The organism is Serratia myotis (assembly GCF_027474885.1).
In the GTDB taxonomy this organism is placed as follows: domain Bacteria; phylum Pseudomonadota; class Gammaproteobacteria; order Enterobacterales; family Enterobacteriaceae; genus Serratia; species Serratia proteamaculans.
Map to the genome: position 1 here is coordinate 988,008 of NZ_CP099707.1, position 25,358 is coordinate 1,013,365.

18 protein-coding genes are annotated in these 25,358 nt (G+C 57.5%); 8 read left to right on the plus strand and 10 right to left on the minus strand.

Translation table 11 applies throughout. The features are described 5' to 3' along the window. The first annotated feature begins 12 nt into the window (after positions 1 to 12). Entirely contained in the window at positions 13 to 1,359 is a 1,347-nt protein-coding gene (locus NHG65_RS04580) for a condensation domain-containing protein (protein WP_499182982.1), read from the plus strand. A 46-nt stretch (positions 1,360 to 1,405) separates the two neighbouring features. On the opposite strand, the gene NHG65_RS04585 is transcribed toward NHG65_RS04580, so the two are convergent. Then, positions 1,406 to 4,501, minus strand: coding sequence for an amino acid adenylation domain-containing protein (locus NHG65_RS04585; protein ID WP_499182983.1), 3,096 nt, complete (start codon positions 4,499 to 4,501; stop codon positions 1,406 to 1,408). 72 nt (positions 4,502 to 4,573) lie between these two features. Continuing rightward, a complete protein-coding gene (locus NHG65_RS04590) occupies positions 4,574 to 6,175 on the minus strand; it encodes a condensation domain-containing protein (RefSeq protein ID WP_499182984.1) in 1,602 nt (533 codons plus the stop codon). Positions 6,176 to 6,678: 503 nt separating this feature from the next. Here NHG65_RS04590 and NHG65_RS04595 point away from each other — a divergent pair. The 3 genes from NHG65_RS04595 (at position 6,679) to NHG65_RS04605 (ending at position 13,106) form a co-directional block, all read left to right on the plus strand. Next, the gene (locus NHG65_RS04595) at positions 6,679 to 8,802 is read left to right on the plus strand and encodes a TonB-dependent receptor (RefSeq protein WP_099064906.1); all 2,124 of its coding nucleotides are present in this window, start codon (positions 6,679 to 6,681) and stop codon (positions 8,800 to 8,802) included. Positions 8,803 to 8,902: 100 nt separating this feature from the next. Continuing rightward, complete coding sequence (locus NHG65_RS04600) at positions 8,903 to 11,827, plus strand: condensation domain-containing protein (RefSeq protein ID WP_499182985.1); 2,925 nt, start codon at positions 8,903 to 8,905, stop codon at positions 11,825 to 11,827. A gap of 46 nt (positions 11,828 to 11,873) precedes the next feature. Next, a complete protein-coding gene (locus NHG65_RS04605; RefSeq protein WP_499182986.1) occupies positions 11,874 to 13,106 on the plus strand; it encodes a YncE family protein in 1,233 nt (410 codons plus the stop codon). Positions 13,107 to 13,215: 109 nt separating this feature from the next. Here the strand turns inward: NHG65_RS04605 and NHG65_RS04610 are convergent, their stop codons facing one another. Next, positions 13,216 to 13,464 (minus strand): hypothetical protein, encoded by a 249-nt coding sequence (locus tag NHG65_RS04610; RefSeq protein ID WP_099064903.1) that lies wholly within the window; start codon positions 13,462 to 13,464, stop codon positions 13,216 to 13,218. Between the two features lie 224 nt (positions 13,465 to 13,688). Here NHG65_RS04610 and NHG65_RS04615 point away from each other — a divergent pair, with 224 nt between their 5' ends. Together NHG65_RS04615 and feaR are read left to right on the plus strand one after the other, a co-directional pair. Further along, positions 13,689 to 14,327 (plus strand): DsbA family protein, encoded by a 639-nt coding sequence (locus tag NHG65_RS04615; RefSeq protein WP_261415365.1) that lies wholly within the window; start codon positions 13,689 to 13,691, stop codon positions 14,325 to 14,327. Between the two features lie 192 nt (positions 14,328 to 14,519). Beyond that, a complete protein-coding gene (gene feaR, locus NHG65_RS04620) occupies positions 14,520 to 15,428 on the plus strand; it encodes a transcriptional regulator FeaR (RefSeq protein ID WP_207976349.1) in 909 nt (302 codons plus the stop codon). Positions 15,429 to 15,464: 36 nt separating this feature from the next. Here feaR and NHG65_RS04625 read toward each other — a convergent pair whose 3' ends face one another. The 4 genes from NHG65_RS04625 to NHG65_RS04640 all read right to left on the minus strand — a co-directional run bounded on the left by NHG65_RS04625 (position 15,465) and on the right by NHG65_RS04640 (position 19,370). After that, a complete protein-coding gene (locus NHG65_RS04625; RefSeq protein ID WP_499182987.1) occupies positions 15,465 to 16,964 on the minus strand; it encodes an aldehyde dehydrogenase family protein in 1,500 nt (499 codons plus the stop codon). A gap of 159 nt (positions 16,965 to 17,123) precedes the next feature. Then, positions 17,124 to 17,762, minus strand: a complete 639-nt coding sequence (gene leuE / locus NHG65_RS04630; RefSeq protein ID WP_085115370.1) for a leucine efflux protein LeuE — start codon at positions 17,760 to 17,762, stop codon at positions 17,124 to 17,126. Between the two features lie 154 nt (positions 17,763 to 17,916). Further along, positions 17,917 to 18,777: an SAM-dependent methyltransferase TehB gene (gene tehB / locus NHG65_RS04635; protein ID WP_499182988.1), complete on the minus strand. Its 861-nt coding sequence runs from the start codon at positions 18,775 to 18,777 to the stop codon at positions 17,917 to 17,919. A gap of 122 nt (positions 18,778 to 18,899) precedes the next feature. After that, positions 18,900 to 19,370 carry a GNAT family N-acetyltransferase gene (locus NHG65_RS04640; RefSeq protein ID WP_207976343.1) on the minus strand — a complete coding sequence of 157 codons (471 nt, stop codon included), beginning with the start codon at positions 19,368 to 19,370 and terminating at the stop codon, positions 18,900 to 18,902. Between the two features lie 132 nt (positions 19,371 to 19,502). Between NHG65_RS04640 and NHG65_RS04645 the strand changes: the two genes are divergently transcribed. Continuing rightward, positions 19,503 to 20,618: a DUF1615 domain-containing protein gene (locus tag NHG65_RS04645; RefSeq protein WP_499182989.1), complete on the plus strand. Its 1,116-nt coding sequence runs from the start codon at positions 19,503 to 19,505 to the stop codon at positions 20,616 to 20,618. Here the strand turns inward: NHG65_RS04645 and NHG65_RS04650 are convergent. After that, positions 20,615 to 21,223: a glutathione S-transferase gene (locus tag NHG65_RS04650; protein WP_207976507.1), complete on the minus strand. Its 609-nt coding sequence runs from the start codon at positions 21,221 to 21,223 to the stop codon at positions 20,615 to 20,617. The two genes, NHG65_RS04645 and NHG65_RS04650, sit on opposite strands and share 4 nt — an antisense overlap. Before the next feature lie 15 nt (positions 21,224 to 21,238). Next, positions 21,239 to 22,096 carry an alpha/beta fold hydrolase gene (locus NHG65_RS04655; protein WP_499183459.1) on the minus strand — a complete coding sequence of 286 codons (858 nt, stop codon included), beginning with the start codon at positions 22,094 to 22,096 and terminating at the stop codon, positions 21,239 to 21,241. Between the two features lie 67 nt (positions 22,097 to 22,163). Here NHG65_RS04655 and NHG65_RS04660 point away from each other — a divergent pair, with 67 nt between their 5' ends. Beyond that, positions 22,164 to 23,072: a LysR family transcriptional regulator gene (locus NHG65_RS04660; RefSeq protein WP_499182990.1), complete on the plus strand. Its 909-nt coding sequence runs from the start codon at positions 22,164 to 22,166 to the stop codon at positions 23,070 to 23,072. Positions 23,073 to 23,098: 26 nt separating this feature from the next. Here the strand turns inward: NHG65_RS04660 and NHG65_RS04665 are convergent, their stop codons facing one another. After that, a complete protein-coding gene (locus NHG65_RS04665; protein ID WP_207976339.1) occupies positions 23,099 to 24,775 on the minus strand; it encodes an alpha-keto acid decarboxylase family protein in 1,677 nt (558 codons plus the stop codon). Between the last annotated feature and the right edge of the window lie 583 nt (positions 24,776 to 25,358).

The window sequence follows — 25,358 nt, forward strand, 5'->3', positions numbered from 1 at the left end:
AAGGTAGGTAACATGTCGGAAACTGTTTTGGCTACTGAATGGCTGCCGCTAACACCGGCGCAGTTAGACTTCTGGGAAGAATTTACTCTGCACCCTGAGCAGCCGTTTTCCACCGTCGCCCACGTCACTGAATTACGCGGCGCAGTGGACGAGTCGGCGCTGTCTCGTGCAATTACGCTCACCATGGCGGAAACGCAGGCGTTTGCACTGCGCTTTGGTGCCGACGCGGAGGCGCACCCACCGCGCCAGCGTTACGATCCTCAGTGGGTGCCCGAGTTGCATCGTATTGATCTGCAAGCACAGCCCGATCCTTATCAGGCCGCGATGCGGCTGATGCAGGCGGATGTCGAACTGCCGATGGACTTGTGCAGTCAACCGGTGGCGGCAGTGTGGTTACTCAAACTGGGGCCAGCGCGCTTTATCTGGTATCTGCGCGCTCACCATATTGTGATTGATGGGTTCGGGATGGCGCTGGTTGAACACCGCTGCGCCACGCTATACGCGCACTTTCTTGGCAGCGGCACGGCGGGGCAGGCGCTGGGCTCCTTCAGCGCTTTCCAGCATCATGAATTGGCCTATGCCGCCTCTGAACGCTGCTCAAAGGATCGGCATTTTTGGCAGCGCTATCTGCCGCCGTCGCAGACCTTGCCGACGGTGCGCAAGGGCGGTCGGCAATACGGCGTGAAATGCCTGAGCACCAGCACCGCACTGCCGGAAGAGATCTCGCAGCGGCTGCGTGAGTTATCGGAGCGTAGCGGTATCGGCTGGCCCGATCTGCTGTTGGCGCTGTCCGCCGCCTGGTTGTTCTTTACCTTACCGCCGTTGCCGCATGATAAAGGCGATACGCGCACCCTATGGATGCCGGTGATGAACCGCCGCAGTAGCCAGGCGACCAATACCCCGGCGCTGGCGGTGAATACCTTGCCGTTTTTGGTATCACTGCGCGGGGAGGAGACGCTGGGGCGTTTTCTGTCTGAGATGGCACAAACACTGCGCGAGCTGCGCAGCCATGCCGCTTACCGGCTGCGGCAGATAGCCGCCGATCGTGGTGTGACACCCGCTTCTCGTTTATTTATCTCCCCGTTTATTAACGTCCAGCCGTTTGATCCAGCCGGTTTCAGCGGTTGCACCAGCACGCGTCGGGTACTGGCCGGTGGTTCTGGCGACGGCGCAAACCTGACCTTTCGTGGTCGCACCGATGCCGGCGATCTGTATCTGGATATTGATATTTACGTGCAGCAGTTCCCCACGGCAGGGGTTGCCGACTACGGCAATGCCTTGCAGGAGTTTTTACTGCGTGCGTTGCGGGAAGAGGCGTTGGAAACGGCGGTCGGTGAACTGGTGGCGGTGCCCGCCTGATGGCGATCCGGTAGGGGGCGAACATGTTCGCCCCGATTAATAACCGTTAACGCGCCAGCAGCGCTGCAACCTCCCGGGCATTTTTACAGGGGATCAGCAGCGTGGGCGGCAGACGGGTGCCGAAGGCCTCGTTGAGCTGTGCAGCCACCTGTCGAATGTGCGGCAGTTTCAACCCCATGCTGATAAAGGCAGTTTCTTCCCCCCACTCCGGGCGCGGCGTAGTGCCGATCGTCTGCCAATAGATAGCCAAAATCTTGCCGCTGTTGGCCGGTGGTGCGCTTGGCAACGGCGCTGCACAGGCGTTGAGTCCCGGCGCTGCCCGATCGGCGCTGAAGGCGGCACGAATGCGGTGGCGATCTGTCTTGCCATTGCCCGAAAGCGGCAGCGCTTCGGCGTGAATAAAGCGCGTCGGGATATGAGTGCAAGGCAGGTAGCCGGTTGAGAAGGCGCGGATTGCCGCCAGCGACAGCGGTTTACCGTCGTGGGTAAGGTACATCGCCCCCAGCGTGGCCTCGGCGTTATCACCACCGGGGTAATCCACCACCACGATGTCGAGGATCGCCTCGTGTCCTCGCAGTACATCTTCAATCTCCGGCAGCGAAACGCGCACACCACGGATTTTCACGTAACCGTTCACCCGGCTGGCGAACAGAATGTTGCCGTCCGGGCGATAGTAACCCTGGTCGCCGGTACGGAAGGCGCGCAACGGTTGCCCATCGGGGCCGTCCAGCGTGACGAAATCATGCTGTTTTAAATCGCCGTCTTCCAGATAACCCAATGCCAGATTCACCCCCGCAGTGTGGATGCGGCCAACCACGCCGACCGGGCAGTGGCTGCCGTCGTCATGGCAAATAAAGTATTGGTTGGCCGGCAGTGGCTGACCATAGGGCACGGTTCCGGTGTCCTGCGGCGCAATCGGGTGCCAGATACTCCAGATGGTGGTTTCGGTCGGCCCGCCGAGCGAGAACAGGCTGATATCCGGGCGCAGGCGGCGTAGTTGCTGCACCGTGGCCGGTTTGATGTAGTCGCCGCCCTGAGCCACCAACCGCAGTGAGCGCAGGCTGTCGTCGGTTTTGCAGGTGAGCAGCATCTCCAGAATGGCGGGAACCGAACACCACAGGCTAACGCGATGGCGCTCCACCAACTGGTTCCAGCTGATGGCGTCTTTTTCCTGATGTGCTGCCGGTAACACCAGTGTCGCACCGGCGCTGAGCGAGCCGAACAGATCAAACATTGACATGTCATGGTGCGGTGGGGTGACCGAGATCATCACGTCATCGGCGGTGACTGCCCAGCGTTGCAGAGTCTGGCCGATAACGTTAGCGGTGGCGCGGTTGTTGAGTACCACGCATTTTGGCTTGCCGGTGGTGCCGGAGGTATACAGGTAATAGCTGGCCTCGGTGCTGGCGCTGCGCTCGGTCAGCGTCTGGCTGTCCGGGAGTGCCGCATTGTCCGCCGTCGGGGCGAGCAGTTCCGCAGGCGTGACCCCGTGCGGCGTATCCAGCTCGCCGTGATGCACCACCAGATCCGGCCGACAGTTGGTCAGCAGATAAGCGGTGCGCTCCGGCGGCGAGTTGATGTCGATCGGCACCCAGATAACGCCCAGCAGCGCACAGGCTAAGGAGATAGTGACATGTTCCGGGCTGCGTGCCAGATACAGCGCCAGCACGCTGCCGGGCTCCAAACCGCGCAGCTGCAGATTGGCCATTACCGCGCCGACCTGTTGACCAAGCTGCGGATAAGTCAGGCTCTGTTGATCGCAGATTAACGCCGGTCGTGGCTGTGGATCGTTAAACAAGCGCTCAGCCAGTTGCGTCAGGTACGGATAGGCAGTAAATGCTGCCTCGCTGTGGTTATGTCGGTAGTGCTGGTAATCGATAAATTGCGCCGGAGCAATCTCCAACTCGCCCTCCTGGCACATCAGCGTCACCCGGCGTTGCAGCGCGTCCAGCATCGCCTGCACCTGTTCGCCGTCCAGCGCCTGCTCGGCGTAGTCAACGCACAGCAGCAGATTTTTGTCGGCATCCTGCGTCAGCCGGATATCGATCGCCACCTGCGGCGTCTGGGTTACGCCGTCATGGTAATGCACCGGCGCATCGGCCGGCAGCGTCTCCCAGCCCAGGCAGTTGGTGAGGATCACCGGCAGCACAGGGGATCCCTGGCTGTGATTCAGTAGCTGTCGCGCCAGATCAATGCCGGAAAATTTCAGGTGATCGAGCGCGCCCAACACATCGTCTTGCAGCGCCTGCGCACGGCTGACAAAGGTGCCGCCCAGGCGGCTATAGCGCACCGCCACAAAAGTGGAGGCGTTACTGAGTGAGCCATCCGCCGCCGGAAATGCCACGGGTACGCCGACGCACAGTTCGCCGTCGGTGGTCCATTGCGCCAGCGTATCGAGGATCAACGCCGAAAGGCTGCTGTTGCGCAGCAGGGCATGGGCAGAACCCAGGCGTGAAAATTGTTTCAGCACTTCGCGCGGCAGGGTCAGGTTGGCGCGACGGTAGCGCGAAGATTTGATGTTGGCCAGCGGAGTGATCCATGGCAAGGCCGACGGGGTGGTGATGTCCTGTAGCTTGGCCTGCCAATAGGCGGCATCGGCCTGGCGTTGTGCCGCCGTGGCGGCGACCGGTGAGCTTGTCGGCGCGATTGGCGGCAGTGGGGCATTGTCAAACAGCCGGGCGATCACGGTGGAGATGCCCTGACCGTCGAGGATCAGCGCGTCGAAGCTGGTGAAAATCACGGTGTCGTAGTTATTGCCCGTTACATCTGGCGTTACAGGTAACTGAATGGCGGCAATGCGCCACAGCGGCTGTGCGGGATCGTGGCGCTGGTGCGAATACTGTTCTCGCAGGGCCGTCAGGCGTTGTTGCGCGGCCTGAGGATCGAGCGCCCGCAGATCGTGCCGATCCAGATTCAAAGTGGCTTCTGATCGTACCCGCTGAGTAAAACGCTGGGGATCGATGCAGGTGCGAAGCGCCGCGTAATGTTGCACCAGTTCGCTCAGTCGGGCTTCCAGCCGGGCCAAATCCAGCTTCAGACCGCGATATTCGCGAAAGTCGTGCATTGCCACGCCGCCGAGCGGCCATTGTTCGCTGCGGCCGAGCAGATAAGCCTGCTGCAGCGCGGTTAATGGTGTCTCCATGGTATTTCCCTATTGTCGCTAACCAATGAAAAAGAAAGCAGGGCGCGTGAGGTTACACGCCCGGAACCGATATCAGGCTTTGGGCGTCAGCACCTTCAACAGCATTTGCACCGCCTCCTCGGCGTTGGGTGCCCGCTCGCAGATCAGGGCGGCAAGCGCAGCCGGGGTAGGGTGGGTCGCCACGTCTGCCGTGGTCAGCGCCACCGGCAGATATTTGTTAACCACCGCCAGCAAGGCCTGCAGACCGGCCTGCGGCAGTTGCAGGGCGTTAATGTCATCGTCGTCGCCGAGCCGGGCATCCGGTGCGACACGCGCCAGCAGCCGGTGCAGTAATTGACGCACCGGTATTTGGCGGGCCAGCGCGGCTGCAGAGCATTGTTCCAGCCACTGCGCTAGCGGTTGCCTGAAACTGTCCGGCCGATTGGCGGCCCGTTTCAGCAAGGCGCCGTAGGTGGCGAACAACTGTGGCAGCAGCCGATCCGGAAAGGCGTCCAGGCGCACGTCCCAGTTGATCAAAATGCCGCCGTTGGCGTGTGCCACCTGAGCATCCAGCGCCACCTGTGGCCCCTGGGAGATCACCCATTCCAGCGGGCCAAAGGTGTGGGTGACGTTGTCGGAGAACAACGCCTTGCCGTGGATGCCGAAACCGGCGGTAAACACCACCGGTGAAGGCTGCATGCTGCCCTGCAGGCGCGACAAATCGCGCATCACGCTGACGCCAGGGTAGTCGGCATGGGCAATCAATTCCGCCAGTTGTGCCATCAGGCGCTGGCAGAAGGTGGGCAGGTTTTCAGCCGGATCCAATTCCACGCCGAGCAGCACCAAATTGGAGAAGTCGCCAATGATATTGCCGACGTTCTCTTCGGCCCGATGGAATAACGGCACGTTTAGCCGAAAACGCGACAGGTTCCAGCCGTGGCCGACGGTGACGGCGAACAGCGCTAAAAACAACGATGAAAGCGTGATGCGGTGCGCTTTGGCCGCATCTTCCAGTGCTTTGGTTTCTTTGGCGTTCAGTTGCAGCGCCAGCCGATCGCTACGGCAGCGGTCCGGCGTTCGCAACAGGTGCGGGGCGGGTGGCAATTGAGCCAGGCGTTCCCGCCACCAACCCTGAGCGTGGGTGCGGCGTGCCTGCAGCGTCGTATCGGCATGCTGCCGGTCGAGATAGTCAAAGTAGGCCACGCCGTTGTCGTTGGGAGCGGCAGGGCACTGATGATAAAAGCGCGCCAAATCTTCCATTAGCACGCGGAAACCCATGGCATCTCCGGCGATCATGTCCAGATCGACATGCAACCGGCTGTGGCCACCCGGCAACAGACTGAGGCTGATATCACAGGGGATACCCTGTTCCAGCGGCAACTTTTGGCTGCTTTTTGCCTGACGTTTTTCGGCAAGCCGGTGGGTGACATCGGCAGTATTCGCCTGGCTAAAATCGTCCAACTGCAGGCGATGCTGCGGGCCGCTGGGGGCAATGGTCTGCTGGCCATCGGCGGTGATCTGCAGGCGCAGCATCGGGTGATGCTGGTAAAGAGTGGCAACGGCCTGTCTCAGTCGTTCGACGTCCAGGTCGCAGCAGTTAAATTCCGCATACAGGTGGGCGGAGACGCCCCCCAGCGGCGCTTCAGATTGCCGGCCCACCCAGTAGGCGGCCTGCATCGTGGTCAACGCTTTCATTGGGTTTCCATCAGTATTGAGAGACTGTAAGAATATATTGCAATGTTAATGGGAATGAAAATTATTACTATTTTTATTTGTTGATATAAGGCGCGGGAGTCATGAGGTTAATCGCGGTATTTCCTCAGGGTGAGAAAATAGTAATATTGATATAGTTATGTTTTATATTCATTTTAAATGAAATCATTGGCTTTTTTGGTGATTTTAAAATTTCGCTTTACTGCTTTCCCTGCTGATTGTTTTTAACGTACCCATTCACTTAGGTGATAATGATTTGCATTAAAAAATGTAAAATATTATCATTATTAACATTTCTTTACGTTTCCAGACAAAAAAACCGCTTCCGCCCGCTGTATCTCGGGGTGGGGCAGTTGTCTGCGGCAGGGATATGCATAGCAAGGTCAGGAAGGCCGCAATGCCATTGTCAGTGTGAGAATCAGCGTCGTTACCTATGTGAAAACAATTAAATTTTTGTGCATCTGGGATGAAAGGAGAATACATCTATGAGCAAGCATTCAGCGGCTCAAAGGCATAAAATCGTAGGAAACAAGGAAAAAGCAGGCTTACAGGCCATTGGGGCATTTTCCTCACTCTTTCTGGGTCTTTGTTCTTTGTCGGTGGGCAGCGTTAACGCCGCCGTCGTGGACGAGAAGGTTCAGGAAGCCGCCGACAGTAAACGTAACGATAATTGGCAGGACTCGGAGAGCCTGTTGGTTACCGGCGAAAAAATTAAACGCAGCATTTTTGATACCGGCTCCAGCGTGCAAGTGTTCGACAGTGAACGTATTGCATCCATGCCCAATGCATTGCAGATCCCTGATTTGCTACGTATGACCACCAACGTGGTGGATTTGGGCATTGGCAACAATTTGCCCACCGTGCGCGGTATCGATGGCTCCGGCCCCAATACCGGTGCCAATGCCTTCCTCAGCGGCACCCGTCCGCGCCTCAATCTGTCACTGGATGGCCGCTCGCTAACCTATAACGAGCAGGCCTACGGCCCGCAGTCGCTGTGGGATCTGGATCGCGTTGAAGTGTTCCTCGGCCCACAGAGCTATATCCAGGGGCGTAACGCCATTGCCGGTGCCATCGTGATGACCAGTAAGGATCCTACTTTCGACTGGGAAAGCGCCTTTAAGGGCGGGGTTGGCAATCAGCATTCTTCGCAGTTGTCCGCCATGGCCTCCGGCCCATTGGTGGAGGATCAGTTGGCGTTCCGCGTCAGCGTTGATCGTCAGCGTCGCCGCAGCGATGCCGACCTGCCTGCTTATGAACCGGTGGGCGATCCGCGCGAGGTAGAAGCTACCACCGCCCGCGCCAAGCTGTTGTTCAACCCGGCAGGTATGCGCGAACTGACCACCAAGCTGACCTTTAACCATTTTGGCAGCACCTCACCGCAAAACGAGAGCCTCAACCCACTGGTTCACCCTACTAACCCACGCCACGATCCCCGTCGCGCGGTGTTTAAAAGCAACAACAACAGCGGTGTTTGGGATATCGCCTGGGAACAGTCCGACAGCCTGACGCTGGAAAACCGGGTGATCTACACCGACTTTAATATCAACCGTCCTACTGCTTACAACATTCAATATGCTGAAGTTAACGGTAAAGAGGTGCATGTGGAGCCGGTGGCACGCTTTGGCGGGCCGGATAGCCGTCTGCATGGGTTGGCGGGGTTGCGCTATTTCCACGCCAAGCAGGATGAATTCGTCAATATTTTCGGTGGTTCCAGTTTCAAGGATAAAACCGATACTAATTCAGCCTTTGCCGAACTGACCTTTGCCATCACGCCAAAAGTTGATCTTACCGCTGCCAGCCGCCTGGAGCACGAACATCGCCGCCGTACCGGCGGTAGCAACACCGCGCGTATCGACTTCGACGAGACCTACGACGTGTTCCTGCCGAAGCTCGATCTGGCCTGGAAACCGACGGATACCCAGACCTACGGTGCCAAGGTGGCGCGCGGCTATAACGCCGGCGGCGCAGGCATCACTATCGGCACGCCGGTGGTCAACTACACCTATGGCTCCGAGTATGTCTGGAACTATGAGCTGTATTCCCGTCATCACTTGAAAGATGCCAACGTCATCCTGACCAGCAACGTTTTCTATAACGACTACAAGGATATGCAACTGCCTTATTCTTTGGGCGAGAACTCGAGTGTGATACGCAATGCCGACAAGGTGGAAACCTACGGTGCGGAAATGGGTGCTACCTGGCAGCCGCGCTGGGACTTCGAGCTGTTCACCAACGTTGGCCTGTTGAAGACCAAGATCAAGAAGTTCTCGGGTAGCGGCGTAGAAGGGCATGAGTTGGCGCGCGCACCGGCCTATACGGCCAACATGGGTGCCAAGTACCAGTTGATGGCCGGGCTGGAATTGAGCGGCAACGTGGCGTTCTCAGACTCTTACTACTCACAGTACGACAACGACTCACGCGGGCATATCGGTTCCTACTGGTCGGCAAATACTCAGTTGGCGTACACCTTCGCCTATGGCCGCGCCACTCTGTATGCACAGAACCTGTTTGATTCGGAACGTCGCGTGATGGTGACCGGCAATGATGTGTATACGGCGTCTCAACAGCGTCCGCGTATGATCGGTGCGGCACTTGAACTGACCTTCTGATGCGTTAGCAGCCCGTCTGCACCAGGGGCGTATCGACGCCCCTTCTTATCATCAGCGTTCCCCGATGTTCCGGCGTGGCCGGGCACAAGGAGATAGAGCAGTGAGCGGTTATTTTGACAATATTCTTAGCGATGACGAGGCCCAGCGTCTGGATCTGGCGTTTGAGGCGCTGGGCGCGCGGGCAGCAGAGGCCTCCCAGCCATTAAGCGAAGCGGAAGAGCTGGCGTGGTTTATGCACCAGCAGCGGGGTGATGGTGGCAGCCAGCAGGCGATGGCCTGGCGATTAGGCGGTGAGCCGGATCTCGGCCGGTTGGTCAGTGCACTGGAAGCCCTGACGCGGCTGATGCCAGAGCTGGACGTGCGTTATGACTTTGATGACGAGCAGGGTCTATGCAAGCTGCGCGGTAACGCGACGCTAAACCCGGTGAGCATTCAGGCAGTGGCAGACGAACGACAGGCGGTTAGCCGTGTGTTGCAGGCGCAGGCCACGCCTCTCGAGCTGGCACGTGAAGCACCGGTACGTTTTCTGCTGTTCACCGGTGCCAGTGCGGTGCTGGGCGTGGTGGCACACGATATTTTGGCTCCAACGCTCTCCTGTCGGCAATTATTGACCACGCTGTCGGCGCTGTATAACGGAATTGAGCCAACGCAGAGTTTTGCCACGATCCCTGCGGTGGCCCCGCAGCCGGAAGTGGCAGATCTGGTGCTGCCGTGGCCACGCCAGGCGACGGCTCTGCGGGATTACCAGGCATCCGTACCCCAGGATGCGCTTCTGGCGCAGGCCGGGGTGCGTATAGCGACCCGCGTAGCGCGCAAAATCTTGCCGGTCGCAGACAACCCGGCGACGCTGCTGGCGGCGATTGCCGTGCGCTTTGGTCGCTTTATCTCAGCCCAGTCCGGCGGGCTGCCGGTGCAACTGAGTGTGCCGCAGGATGACGCGCAACAGGCGAGTGGTCTGGATGCCTGGATGAGCACGGCACGATTGAAACGTCTGACCCTGCAGCCTACGGATCCTGAGGTGGAAAGCCGACTGCTGGCACAACAAACGGCAGAAGCGGTCAATCTTCAGTGGGCCCAACTGCTGGTGACCTGGCTGGCGGACCCGTCGGTGGCGCTGCAACTTGACGGTGTCAGTGCCGAACGGTTATTGCTGCCACCGCTACACACGCCTTTTGAATTGGTGCTGGCGTTGAGCCTGCCGGATCCGGATTCGGTGGTGTTGGAACTGGTGGCCGATCCCCGCTTAACCCCACATGCAGCCCCTTTCCTGCTGGAGCAGTTTGTCGCTTTCCTCGCCGGAAGGACGATAACCCCGGCGCTGCTTGCCGCTGCTGAACACCCCTCAACGCTGGCCGAGGGCGTTTTGGCCGTTGAGGACACGCAGGAAGAAAATGCCGAGATCGCCCAACTGATCCTGGCGGAATTCCGCGATGCGCTGGTCGCACCGGAGATGACCGCCGATGAAGATTTCTTCGACCGTGGCGGACACTCGCTGGTGGCCACTCGTGTCATCGGTCGTTTGCTCAGCCTGCATCGCATCGAACTCAACATTAACGATCTGTTCAGTCACGCCACCGCCCGAGGATTGTCGGCTTACGCCAAACGTCAGGCAGTGGCGCTACCGGTCGCGCAGGAACTCGCCACGCAACAACAGGGCGAAGCCGTCCAGGCGCCGTTGTCGCTGGCGCAGCATTCCCTGTGGAAAGTTTACGAGGCGTTTGGTCACGACGAGATCTTCAACCTGCCCTTTGCCATCAGCTTCCTTGATCCGGTGGACGAAACGGTGCTGCGTCAGGCGTTTATCGACGTGATGACGCGCCACAGCGTATTGCGCTCGCTGTTTATCCAACGTCAGGGAGAGGTGTATCAGCAGGTGGTGCCGGCCGCTGAGCTGCTGGACTACGCCTGGTTCTCTTTCTCCGATGACACACCGGCCGGTAACGCCAGCGAGTTGCTGGCCAGGGCGGGGGATCACCGCTTTGACCTGACTGCCGAACTGCCGTTGCGCGCCACCTTCCTGCGTGATGCGGCAACCGGTCAGCAATTGCTTTCGCTGTTGTTCCATCATGTGGTGATCGACGAATGGTCGCTGAACCTGATGATGGACGAACTGGGCATGGCTTACCGCGACCGCATGGCGGGGCAGCCACCGCAGTGGAACAGCGAAGTACCGCAGTTTTATACCTTTGCCCGACAGCAGCAGGCGGGCGGCGTCGTGCAGCAGCACCTGGATTATTGGCTTGATAACCTGCGCGATGCGCCGGTCGGTCAGCCATTGTTCCAGCAGGAACCCTCGCACCATCCTGCGATACCGGCAGAGGCCGACGTCAACGGTGGCTGGCTGGAGTTCGACGTCGACCCGGCGGTGGCCGATGGGCTGTATGCGCAGGCCAGAAAGAACAACGCCTCACTGTTCAACGTAGTCTACGCCGGTATTACCACAGCGCTGCGGCTGCTGGGGGGGCCGGCGGATCTGCTGGTGGGCACCTCTACCTCAGGGCGTAACGACGCCGAGTTCTTCGACACCATCGGCTACTTTACTACCGTGGTGGTGCACCGGGTGCGCTTTGGCGAACAGCTTACGGTGGCGGGGCTGATCGACCAGGTTAAAAACACCATTAACGGTTCGATGCCCTACACCGATATTCCCATCGATCTGGTGGAGGAAGGGTTGTTTGGTGTAGATGCCGATCGCAAGAACCACATGTTCGAAGTGTTCATTCAGATCCACAGCCGCATCAAGCTGAACGGCGCATTCACCCTGCAGGACGGCAGCACGGTGGCCTACCGTCAGGTGGAGCCGGAGAAAACCGAATCCTTGCTCGGCCTGCAGTTTGAAGTGATGGAAGAAAATCTCGATGGCGTGAAATCCCTGCGCGTGATGATGACCTACCGTACCGATCACTATACCGCGCAACAGGCGGGGCTGATCGCCGGCACCATTGAGCAGGTGTTTTCGCATTTTTCTCAGCAGGCAGGTGGGGAGATGCAACTTGCGGCTCTGCCACCGGCACCACAGCAATGACGTTGTTCACCCTAACTGACTTTATTACTTTCATGGAGATAAACGGATGTCTGGAACACCAGGAACACCTCGCGCTTTATTGTCACTGTTGATCGCCACGTCGTTGGTGGTAGCGGGGGCGGCACAGGCCCGTGATAACGGGATTAAGCCAGAGGATATCAAGCGTCAGCCGTTGTCGTCGGCGGTGGTGGAAATGGCCTATAGCCCAAGCCAGCAGTCGCTGTTTGTCAGCGCACCGGACTGGAAGGAAGAGGCGAAATCTCGCGTGCTGCGTCTGGATCCTGCCACGCTGGCGGTGCAGGCGGAAATCCCTCTGCAGGTAAAAGGCTTTGGCGTGGCGCTGGATGACGCCGGTCATCGCTTGTATCTGACGCAGGGCTTCAACGGCTCGGTCGGCGTGGTGGATACCGCCACCAACCGTGCGCTGGACAGCATTCCCGTGACTGAAAAGACGATGCTGGAAAAGACCTACAAAGATGCCGGCATCAGTGGAAAGCGGCTGGAATTTCTGCTTGAGGAGCTTAAGCGCTTCAAGATCACCGAGGATTACCAGTACCGCATCCGCGAGGCAAAATATGATGCGCAGACCGGCCGTCTGTTCCTGCCGGGACTGGGGTTCGGGGTCGACAGCGTGCTGTTTGTGGTAGACACCAAAACCAAAAAGCTGGAGAAAACCATCCCCGGTTTCGGTTACAACGCGGTGGGGATCACTATCGATGAAAAAGGGCGGCGGGTCTTCGTGTCCAACATGCAGGGGCAGTTGATCACCCTGAATGCCGATACGCTGGCGATCGCCTCCACCCAGGAGATCCAGGCGGATCAGTTGCTGAACCTGGTGTATGACGGCAAGAACAACCGCTTGTTAGGCGTGGATCAGGGGATCGATCGCGATAACTACCGTAACACTCATTTGGGGCATGACTACGTGAAGCGCAGCAGTGGCCATCGGGTGTTTGCACTGGATGCGGACAGCGGCAAGGTGTTGGCCAGCGAATTGACCGACGAAGTGCCGATCGGCCTGCTGCTGGACGATCGTAACCAGCGGATCTACGTCGCTAACCGCAAAGGGATCCGTGTCGATCACGGTGCAGGGACCTTGACGGTGTTTGATGCGAAGACCCTTAAACGCCAACAAAGGGTAGAACTGCCACCGCACCCTAACAGCCTGGCGCTGGACACCCGCAACAACGTGCTGTTCGTGACGGTGAAAAATGACGGCGCCGGCACCAAGGCCGGTAAACCGGAAAGCGTCGTGCGCATTCAACTGCCAAAAAACTAGTTTTACCCTGCTGCGTCAGTGAACGCTGACGCAGCGTATTCCCTTATTAATAGTGATTAGCGGGGCGGCTCTCTGGCGTTTGCTTATTCTGTTGTTTTAAAAGGGCGGGTTAATATCCCGCCCTGAGCATTTCATCGCGTAATAAATCGATAATGGCCGGCTCTATATGGGGGAACTTGCGTTTAATCTCTGCGATGGCTTCTGCCACGGAAGGGGCGGCAAAGGTCCCGGAGAATGGCAGCAGGGGAAGGCTGGCATCGCTGTCCGGGAATTCACCGCTGATGGTGCCGGTGATCATGTCCGCTCTCTTTTGCGCGGTGAAGTCGTATTCGCCAATGTTCTTATTAATCGATGTCATTTTAACCTCGGTATCGGATTTCCTGGTGCCGCTACGCACCGGTCAACGCCTTCCTTTAAGCATAGTCCCTGAGTCGCTGAGCACCACCGACTCTCAGCCCGACACCTTTGATATGGGTCAATCCCACATAAACATAAGGTAATAAAGCCTGGCCTTGAACCGATAATTTGATTATAAACAACGGCGTTAGGGACAATGTTCTCATCTGAATTGGAGTATTTAAGTTGGCTAAAGTGAATCGACTGTTTGCCGGTGCGTTACTGGCGTTATTGCTTCCTGCTGTCGCTGCGGCGGCGGATTACCGCGCGGGTGAACAATATACCCGCCTGGATAAGCCGGTGGCCTCTGCCCCTGCGGTGGTGGAGTTTTTCTCCTTCTATTGCGGCCCCTGCTATCAGTTTGCCGATACCTACCATGTGGGCAGCACCGTCAGCCAGGCATTGCCTGCGGGTACCAAACTGACCAAATACCACGTTGGCCTGATGGGCAAACTGGGTAATGAGCTGACCGAAGCCTGGTCGGTGGCGATGGTGATGGGCATTGAGGACAAAATTGAAGGCTTGCTGTTCGACGAGCTGCAAAAGAAGCGCGCCATCAACAGTGAACAAGATATCCAGCGGGTGTTTGCCGCTGCCGGTGTGGATGCTGCTACCTATGAAAATGCGCGCCACAGCCTGCTGGTGAAAGGCATGATTGCCAAACAGAATGAAGCCGTGAAGGCGCTGGACGTGCGTGCAACGCCATCGTTTTATGTCTCCGGCAAGTACAAAATCGACAATGCCGGTATGGCGAGCCAAAGCGTTGACGGTTACGCCAAAGAGTACGCCGCCGTGGTCCGCTATCTGCTGACCACCCAACCTTAAGATTTTCCCCTTACTCTTGTTTTTACCTACCCGGCTACGGCCGGGTTTTTCATGTTGCGTGGAGTAAGGCGCAATCTGTGATCCCAGCGCCAAATCCCGTTCCCGACATTGCTTGTATGTTACCGGGTTGTTATGTTGATTTTCTGTTCGACGCCGTTCGCGTTTCATCGCTGATGTTTTGAGGGGTAAGCCATGGCAATTTCCGCACAGGTCAGGGAGGTCGGTTTCGAGGAATGGCTGGCGAAAATCAATTCCGCCTGTGGCCGGTTTTGCGCCAAGACGCTGGGGCCTGGCTTTAGCGGCGCGATGCAGGAGTTCCGCGCCCACGCGTTGCGTCTGAGCGTGGTTGATGCCGCCCAGACCCGGCTGTACCGCACCCAACAGGAGATTGCCCGCAGCGACGGTTCGCACTTTTTCACGGTGTTTCAACTGCGTGGCAGCTCATTGATGGAGCAGGGCGATCGGCAGGCGGTGTTGTCCGCCGGTGACGTCACATTGATCGACGCTTCACGCACCAGCAGCTTTACCTTCCAACAGAATTCCCGCCAAATCTCATTACTGATGCCGCGCAGCTATCTCGAGCAGTCTGCGTCCGAAGTACAGTACGCCCGGCGGCTCGATGCGCAAAGCAGCGTGGTGCGCCTTAGTCGGCAACTGGTGTTGGGTTGCATGCAGGACTCGCAGATGAGCGCTCCGGAAAGTGAAGCGATACTGAACGCGGTGGCGACGCTGTTGCGTCCGGCGCTGGTCGAGCGCGTGGTTGAGGAAGACCGTCATCCGCGCAGCTTTAGCCGAACGCTGGTGTTTATCGATACGCATATTCAGTCACCGCAGTTGCGGCCGGAGTGGATTGCCGGCGAGCTTGGCGTTTCGGTACGCAGTTTGTATCGGATGTTTGCTCGTCAGGGACTGGTGGTGGCGCAATATATCAAGCACCGCCGTCTGGATTTGTGCGCGCAGGCATTACGCAGCGCACCGGAGCGACAGAAACTGGCCACTATCGGCTATGACTGGGGCTTTAGCGATCACAGCCACTTTTCCACCGCCTTCAAAAGCCGTTTTGGCGTTTCGCCGAGCGAATACCGCAAACAGCATCAGTAGCGCCACAGGTGGCGCTACTGATGATTAAGGCGTTGTTTAGTAACGGATACACACCGATTTGGATTCGGTATAGGCATCCAGCCAGTCCGGGCCGAAGTCGCGGCCACTGCCCGATTGTTTAAAGCCGCCGAAAGGCATGTTGGGGTCGATCAAGGTGTGGGTGTTGACCCAGACCGTACCGGCCTGAATGCGTGGCGTGTACGCCATTGCTGCCTGCAGACTGGTGGTCCACAGACTGGCGGTCAGGCCGTAGTCGGTGTCATTGGCTTTGCGCAGCGCTTCTTCGGCGTCCGCCACCCGAATCAGATTCACCACCGGGCCAAACACTTCTTCGCGCGTCAGGTTCAGCTTATCGTCTGGGTTAATCACCAGGGTCGGCGGAATATAAAACCCCTGCGAGTCTGGCCCGGTCGCGCCGCTGATCAGCTCCGCATGCTTGGATCTGGCATCGTCCAGATAGGCTGCCACTTTATTACGGTGATCGCTGGATACCAACGGGTTGATCTGCGCATTGGCATCCATGCCCGGCCCGACGGTCAGGGATTTCACCGCCTGCTCGAACCCGGCCACCAGGGTGTCGTAGATCGGTGCTTCAATATAAATCCGCGAACTGGCGGCGCACACCTGGCCCTGATTGAGGAAGCTGCCCGCCATCAGGCCTTCGATGACCTGTTGGTGATCGGCGTCTTTTAGCACGATGGCCGGGTTTTTACCGCCCAGTTCCAGCGTGACGCGGGTCAGACGATCTGCCGCTGCGCGCGCGATACCTTTGCCGACCGGCGTGGAGCCGGTAAAGCTCACTTTGGCGACCAGCGGGTGTTCGGTCAGTGCCTTGCCGCAGCCGGTGCCTTTGCCGGTGACCACGTTGAATACGCCCGGCGGAATACCGGCCTCGGTGGCCAGTTCGGCCATGCGCAGCACGGTGAGAGGGGTGGTTTCCGAGGGTTTGATGACGATAGAGCAACCCGCCGCCAGCGCCGGCATCACTTTCCACATGGCGATCATCAGCGGGAAGTTCCACGGCACGATACCGGCCACTACGCCAATCGGTTCTTTGCGGGTATATACCTGATATTTGGCACCCGGTGGTATCGGGATCGACACGTCCAGCGTTTGGCCGGTGATCTTGGTGGTCAGCCCGGCGGTGTAGCGCATCCAGTTCACCGTGCTGCCGACTTCAAACATGCGGGCGATATTGATCGACTTGCCCTGTTCCAGCGTTTCCAACTGGGCCAGCTCTTCGGTGTGTTGCTCAAGGAGATCGGCATAGCGCAGTAAAATGAGTTCGCGTTCGGTGGGTAAACGCTGTGCCCAGATCCCGGCGGTAAAAGCCTGATGGGCCGATTGCACGGCACGCGCGACGTCTTGTGCGTTGGCATCGGCGGTAGAAGAGATTTGCTGTCCGTCGGCGGGGTTATACACCGCCAGCCGGCCTTCGGCGCTGGCTTCGCACCATTGGCCGTCGATATATAGCCCATGATGACGATCGAGAAAACGCGAAACGCTGTCCATCACTGCTAGGGTATTGTCAGGCATACGCCCTCCTGTCAGACAAAAAAGGTCGCTATCGTTAACCTTAAAAGCTTACAGCAGGTGGAGAGGATCGACTTTTGTCTGCCTGACAATCGGTTTGCCCTGCGTGACATGATGGGGGAGAAGCTAACGGCTGAACGGGTCAGCCGTTAGGGAACCGGATCAGGAACTGAGGGTCGCCAGACGGGTGGCGAAGCCGAGGAACAGCAAACCAATCAGACCATTGCCCAGTTTTGCCAGGCCTTTCTTGTGGTTGAAGAAGTGCGCCAGCATCGCGCCGGAGAAGATCAGCGTGGTCATATAGAGAAAACTGACCGACTCGAGGATCAACGCCAGAATGGTGAACGACAGGCCGGTGTGGGCATAGTCGAAGTCGATAAACTGCACGAAGAACGACACATAGAACAGGATCGCTTTCGGGTTGGTCAGACTGAGCGTCAGCGATTTGCGCAGAATACTGTGGCTGCCTTCAATCTGTTGATGCTGTGCCGCATTTTTCTGGATAAAGGTGGCATAGAGAATTTTTGCACCCAGAAACAGCAGGTAAATCGCGCCGAGAAAACGCACCAGGGTAAACAGGAACGGCGTGGTGCGGATCAGCGAAGCCACGCCGATATAGGCGCAGAAAATCAGAATTGCATCACCGATAAACACGCCCAGTGCGGCGGTATAGCCCGCTCGCACACCGCGTGTCACGCCGGTTTTCAGCACGTACAACGTATTCGGGCCCGGCAGGATGATGATAAAAATCACCCCGGCCAGATAGGTCCAAAGATTCAGGACGCCAAAACTCTCTAACACAATAACCTCTCCATGCGCGGGACTGACAGCCAATAACACTGGCTACACCCGTAGCCGGGCGCGATCCTAACGCCGCAGCGGCGGGTTGGCAACGTAATAAACTTCATGTTGTTTGCCGTATTTCGCCGCCCGTTACACAGTGGTTAAAAAGGGGTTATGGCTTGCGTGCCAGCAGCGTGGCGAAACGCAGCGAAATGCGGTTACCGGCGGCGTCGGTCTTGTGCAGTTGGCCAACCTCTTCGTTGTACTTAAGCACTTCCCAATCGGCGTAATACTCTTTCAGCTCACCCGGTTTAAAGGTGAACGGGAAAGGCAGGCTACAAGGATAATCCGGTGTATCCATCGCCGCGACAATCAGGTTGTAACCGCCGTTGACGGTACTGTCCTGCATGTTTTTCACCAGCGAGGGGATCTGCGCCGGGTTGAGGAACATCAACACCACGGTAGAAAGGATAAAGTCGTATTCGCCGCTGAAGCTGTGGGTGTTGAGGTCTTGCACGCTGGCGCGCATGTGCGACAAGCCTTCGCTATCGATGATGCCATTGAGATTATCAATCGATGGGCCGTGCTTGTCCCAGGCGGTGACGTCAAAGCCTTTCAGGTTGAGATAAAGCGAGTTGCGTCCGCCGCCGCAGCCCAAATCCAGCGTCTTGCCGGGCGCGATCTGCTGGACGGCCTCAATCACTTCGGAGTGGGTACGCGTCAGTTGGTATTTCTTGTGGTAGTAATCTTCCGGCGAACAATAGAAAGCCAGTTGGCAGGTCATATCATCGGAGAACGAAACGATGCGGTGCCATTGCTGCGGCTCGATAAACGGCGGTTGGCTCTCGGGGCTGAACTGCCAGGTTTCGGTAGTCTCGCCCTGTTCGTTCATCAGTGCGAAGGTCAATGTCCCGCTCAGTAGCCTGAGTTTGGCCCAGGTGCCGCTTTGGGTGTTGTGCTTTTGCTGGAAACTCTCCGGCAGCGTGGTGCTGTTCCATTCTGGCAGGGTTTTATAACAAAGCAGTTCGTTCATGTATCACTCCTTGGGTTCTGCGTTGCCGCATGTGGCGGGCGAACAGAATGATTTTATATGTTGCATATAAAATACATGTTTATGGGGCCGTTGAAAATGCCCAGTAGCATGAAAGGCGTGATTTAGAGCTTACGGTGCATTCGGGTATTGACCGCCCTGAAGCCGAGCCGGGTATATAGTCTGGCCGCCGTCGGATTGTCGTCGAAGACCGCCAGTTCGGCATATTCGGCGCCGGCATCCCGTCCGGCATCCAGCACCGCGCTGAGGATCTTCTCACCGTAACCTTTGCCCCGCCAGGCGCTATCCACTTCAAAATCATAGATAAACAACTGCTTACCGTAGGTGCGTTGTTTGATGTTGTACCAGACGATGGCGATATTCTCTTCTGCTCCCATCAGCCGGGCACAAACCAACCTATGGTTGGGCGTCGCCAACCCCTGGGGCAACGAGTCGTTATAGGTGGCTGCGGCTTCCACCTGCGCCTGCTCCTGGCTCAGCAGCAGAGAACGCTGCAGATCCCTGGCATATTCTTCGATTGCGTGAGTGCAGTAACGCTCGAATTCCTGCTGGTTCATGTCTCTGAGTTCAATCATTGGGTTGTTCCTTGACGGTTATTTTCCTTTCATGGCCCGGTATTAACGACCGAAACGGCATATTTAAACTGGATCAGGGTCTGCGACTGGGCTAACGTCAGTGCAGTTTAAGCTAAAACGATCAGGGAAAAGATGCTAATTCGCCGTTTTATCAACCCGATGACCTTACGTCCGTTGAGTCTGCTCGCGCTGCTGGTGCTGGCCGGCTGTACCACTAAAACGCCTACTGCGCCGGTGCAACGTCCGGCAGACGTCAAAGCCCAGTTGGTGCGGTTAATGCCGGCCAATACCGCCGATCGCCAGGGCTGGGCCACCGATATCACCGCCGCCTTTGCCGCGCAGGGTATTGAACCCAGCGACCAAAACCTGTGTTCGGTGCTGGCTGTCACCGAGCAGGAGTCGACCTTCCAGGCCAACCCGCTGGTGCCGGGGCTGCCAAAAATCGCCTGGAAAGAGATCGACCGCCGCGCCGACCAACTGCATATTCCCAATTTCCTGGTGCACACCGCCTTGCTGATTAAATCGTCGAATGGCAAGAGCTACAGCGAGCGGTTGGACAAGGTGCGCACAGAGAAAGACCTGAGCGATATTTTTGATGACATGATCGATTCGGTGCCGATGGGGCAGAAGCTGTTTGGCAGCCTGAATCCGGTGCATACCGCTGGGCCAATGCAGGTGAGTATTGCCTTCGCCGAAGCCCATGCCAAAGGTTATCCGTACCCGATTGACGGCTCAATCCGCCGCGAAGTATTCAGCCGCCGTGGTGGCATGTATTTCGGTATTGCTCACCTGCTGGGGTATCCGGCCAACTACAGCCAACCGATTTACCGCTTTGCCGACTTCAATGCCGGTTGGTACGCCAGCCGCAACGCGGCTTTCCAAAGTGCAGTCAGCCGGACGACGGGGATTCCGCTGGCACTGGACGGCGATTTGATTAACTACGGCACCGACAAGCCGGGCACTACCGAACTGGCCGTGCGTACCCTCGGCAAGCGCCTGGATATGAGCAACTCGTCGATTCGCCGGGCGCTGGAGAAGGGCGATTTGCTGGAGTTTGCCGACACCGACCTGTATGAGCGAGTCTATGCCCTGGCGGAGAAATCCACCGGCAAGAAACTGCCACGGGAAATGCTGCCGGGCATTCAACTGGAAAGCCCGAAAATTACCCGTAAGCTGACCACCGCCTGGTTTGCCAAGCGGGTGGACGAGCGGCGCCAACGTTGTATGACGCGCGCCTCGGCGGGTTAAACCTGTGGGGTACTGATAAACGCAGGATGCCGCTCGGCCTGAGCGGCAAATGCCGCCAGCGTCGGGTGGTTGTCGGCGCTAATCAGCCCGGGGAGCATGAGTTGAGTGAAGCTCCAGGCCACCGCCACGCTGACTTCAGCGCTGCCCGTAACCTGAGGTGTTGCGGGGGCTCGCAGCAACTGTTTCTCCAGTTCTGCGTAGGCTGCCAGCAGTTGGCCCTGAACGCGATCCAACCAGGGTTGATGCTGTTTCTCCTGCGGCCGTAACTGCTGCTCATAAACGATCTGCACCGTCTTTTCGCAGGCGGCCAGCGCCAGCCCAGTCAGTTGCAGAGCATAGAGTCGTGCAGCGCCCTGAGTCGGCAGCAGAGCCTTGCCGGTGGGGGCGATGCCGGCGGCATACTCCAGGATCAACGAAGAGTCCATCAGGATTTGATCGTCGGCCAGCACCAGCGTTGGGGCTTTCACCACCGGATTAATGGCTTTGAATTGTTCAAAACCGCGGAACACCGAAATGGCGTGGTGCTCAAATTCGATCTCCAATAATTTCAGACAAATTGCCACCCGGCGCACATAGGGTGAATCCAGCATGCCAATCAGTTGCATCATGTTCTCCTGAGCCTATTCGCCCGATTTAAGTGAATGAATAAACGTCACCAGTCGTTGGACTACCGTTTCCGGCGCGTCTTCCATTAAAAAATGTCCTGCCTGTAGGATTACCTGCAGCCTGGCACCGGGAATGTCGCCCTGCAAACGGTAGGCGTAACTTACCGGCTGCCACTCATCGTCCTCACCCCAGAGGATTTGCACCGGCAGGCGGAGCTCTGGCAGGCGTTGGGCGAAGTCTTCAGTATAGCGGGCGTCGTAATGGGCGATTTGATGTTGATAAAATGCCGGTTGGCCGACCACACCGACGATCGGCGCCAGATAGTGCTGCAATAGCTCTCCGGACATCCGCGACTTGTTGAACACCGCCATTTTCAGTTGGCGAGCCAGGGTTTCCTCGTGCTGTGACGCGTCCATGACCGCGTACTGGCGATAGCTATCACGGATGCCGCGCCAGGTCGGAGAAGGCCAGGAGTCGTAACTGCAAATATCCGCGATGGTTAGCGAGCGAAAGCGTCGGGAGTGCTCGAACGCTGCACGCAGTGACAATGCGCCCCCAATATCGTGACCAAACACGTGGGCGGAATCCAGTTGCCAGTGGTCCAGCAGGCCGATCAGTAATTCCGCCTGTGCTGCTATTGAGGTGTCTGCCGACAACGGGCGTTCTGATGCGCCATAGCCCAGTAAATCGTAGATATAAACCCTGAAGCCCGCTGCCGTCAGGCTGGGTAACAAATCTCGCCAGATGATCGAGTGGGCAGGGGTGCCGTGTACCAACACCAGCGGTTCACCTGCGCCCTGGATGCCGGTGGCAATACGGTGACCCTGAATGATAACTTGCTGATTAAGCAGAGAGACTAAGTCGTTCATGATGACTCACGGATTGTCGTGTTGTAGACAAACCATACCTACCGTCTTTCCATGACGCTAATGACAAGTTATGGTGCTTAAATCCAACTTTTGTCATGGCCTGTTTATGAACCAGCGTTTATCCATTGATGCATTGCGAGCGCTACTGAGCGTGATCGATACCGGTAGCATGACGCGTGCGGCACAACAGCTCAATCTCAGCCAGTCGGCGGTGAGTTGGAAAATCAAACGTCTGGAGGAGCAGTTGGGGCGCAGACTGGTCGATCGTCAGGGCATGACGTTGACTGCCACAGCGGATGGCGAGGCGCTGTTGTCGCATGGGCGGCAGATTTTGCAGGCTCACGATCGGGCATTGGCGCATTTCTCCCCCTCGTTATTGCAGGGCAGGGTGCGGTTTGGTGCCACGGAGCAGATGTCTTTACCGCAGTTGGCGGCCTTGCTGGCGGCATTCACCCACCAACACCCGCAGGTGGATGTGCAGTTGGTCATCGAGCAAAGCCAGGTGCTGCGTAACGCACTGGATCAAGGGACGCTGGATCTGGTGCTGCATCAACAGTTTTGCGATGCGCTGAGCGCAGAAGATGTGGTGCTGGCAACGGAGCGCATTCACTGGTGTGTGCCACCGGGGTGGCGCTATCAGTCAGGAGACAGGGTGAAGCTGGTCAGCTATGGGCCGGACTGTTTTTACCGCCGCCTGGCGGAAGAGCGACTGAGCGCCGCGGGTATTGCCTGCCAGGTGTCGGTGGAATGTCCGTCGGTGGCGGGGATGTTGGCGGCCATTGCTGCCGGGATGGGCATTGGCCTGCTCAATCAGCAGTCTATCGATCGACGGGTGCAGATCGAGACCCGCTTAGAGCGCCTGCTGCCCTTACCGAGCGTGGCGCATGCGTTACGTCTGGGGGCCAAGCGGCACCACCCACTACTGCAAACCTTGCAACAGCAGGTGGTGCAGGCTCTGGGGCCAGCCGCCGTTCCCTGAGCAACGGCGGATGGATGCTGATGGGGTTAAGCTCGACGCGGGTTGGTCAGGCCGAAGTTAAAGTGATTACAGCGATTGCAGAACTCCTTCATCACCGGCGGGGTGTCCATCATCGGTACCTTCACTTCGATAAAGGCCAGCCGATCCTGCCGCGAGGCGTGCTCCAGCGCAATTTCCAACTGTTGAGTGGTTTCTACCGCCACGCTGAACGGCGTCGCCTGGGTGTTGAGTACCGCCGGCAGTTTGGCGTAGTCCCACGGCCCAATATCGTTGTATGACGAGTTCTCCCCGAGAATGTAGCGCTCGATGGTGTAGCCGTCGTTATTAATCAGGAAGATAATCGGCTTCTGATCGTAACGCAGCAGGGTGGAAACTTCCTGCGCGGTCAGTTGGAAGGAGCCATCGCCGATAAACAGCAGATGACGGCGATCCGGTGCGGCCATCATGGTGCCCAACAGCGCCGGTAAGGTATAACCGATCGAGCCCCAGATCGGCTGATTGACCACCTGGACGCCGTCCGGCATCCGCATGCCGCCAATCGCTGCGCCCGAAGTGCCATTCTCTACCACCAGGACATCATCGGCCCGAATAAAGCGTTGCAGGCGCTGCCATAAATAGGCCTGGTCGATCGGGGTTTCGCTCGGCGTCGCCAGCCGATGGCGCGCTTCAGGCAGTGGAGCCGGGTGATAATTTGCCACGCCTTCGCCCAGCGCCAGCAGTGCCTGCAACAGGTCTGCCGTTGCCACTGCCGGGTAAGAAGTGTCACCCAGCTTCACAGAAAACGGTTGAATATCAATTTGCGCGTCGGACGGGATGCGATGCGAGAAATAGCCGGTGGTGGAGTCCACCAGCCGTACCCCAAAGCTCAGCACGCAGTCGGCGTGCGCCATGTGTTCATACAGTTCGGGGCGCGACAGATTGCCGCTGTAACCGCCCATCCAACCCGGTGTGGTTTCCGGAATAATGCATTTGGCCGTCGGCATATTGGTGAGTGGGATAGCGAATTTATGCGCCACGTCGATCACTAACTGCTGTAGATGAAAGCGATCCACCATTTGGTCGACCAGAATAATCGGTTTTTTCGCCTGTTTGATCCGCGCTAGTAACGCCATCGCCGCCAGTTGAACATTATATTTGTCGCTGGCCGGCAATTGCGGCGGGGTTATCACCTGAGTAATTTCAATTTCCACATCGCAAATATCGGAAGGTAATTGTAAATAAACCGGTTTCTTTTCCGTCCAGGCACGGGAAATAACCCGGGGAATTTCCACCGCCGCATTTTCCGGTGTAATTAATGCCTGGGCGACGGTGAATTGTTTAAAGCAGTTCATCACGTTATCAAAGTTACCGTCTGCCAGCGTGTGGTGCAGCAGCAGATGGTTTTTCATTGCGTGCAGCGGCGGGGTGCCGGACAGACAGACCACCGGGGCAGATTCGGCGTAGGCACCGGCAATACCGGACAGCGCGGCCAGATCGCCGACACCGTAGGTGGTGATCAGTGCCCCGGCACCTTTTAGCCGTGCATAGCCGTCGGCCGCATAGGATGCATTCAGTTCATTGCAGTTGCCGATGAACTCAAGGTTATCCTCCTGTTCAATCAATTCCAGCAGCGCCAAATTATAGTCGCCGGGTACGCCATAAATACGATCGATGTTCAGGGTGCGGAGCTGCTGCAGGATGAAAGCTCCAATAGTGATTTTCATGTAATTCTCCGGATTTTTTATCTTTCTTTTATCAGGCAGAGAACAGCAAGTTAATTGCCGACGATGTTGTGTAGAGAACCTTAAAATAACGCTGGACCCGTACAGTCAGGGGGGCGCTGGTTAGCTTTAACAATTATTTAAACTATCGGCTTGTTCAAGTTGAGGTGGCTGTCGCGGGGGCGGGTGATTTGTATTCCCGGGTTTACGTTGTGACTAATCGGTATTAAAGGTGGGGTTATCGGCGGTGGTATTTTTCATTGAATGTAATAGAGATGTAAAATCTGGCTTGTGTCGCCAGTTCATAGCGTGCTGGGTGAGTGCCCGGTACTTTTGCCCGCGGATTAAATGGCTACCGGTCATCTGCCCGTTTTTGATGGCACCGACCTCTACGGCAGTGATGTAACTGCATATTTACAGCAGTGCCAGGCGACAGAACCCTTAGCGTGGCAGGAGCGCCGGTAAAACGGCTTTTCAGTCCCGATTAAAAACGTGATCGCCGTTACATTAGCTTGCCGGGCGGCAGTAAAGATTCCGCTACACCTGGCGAAGGAAAGAAGTTTTACCGCATGCCAGCTAACCGCTA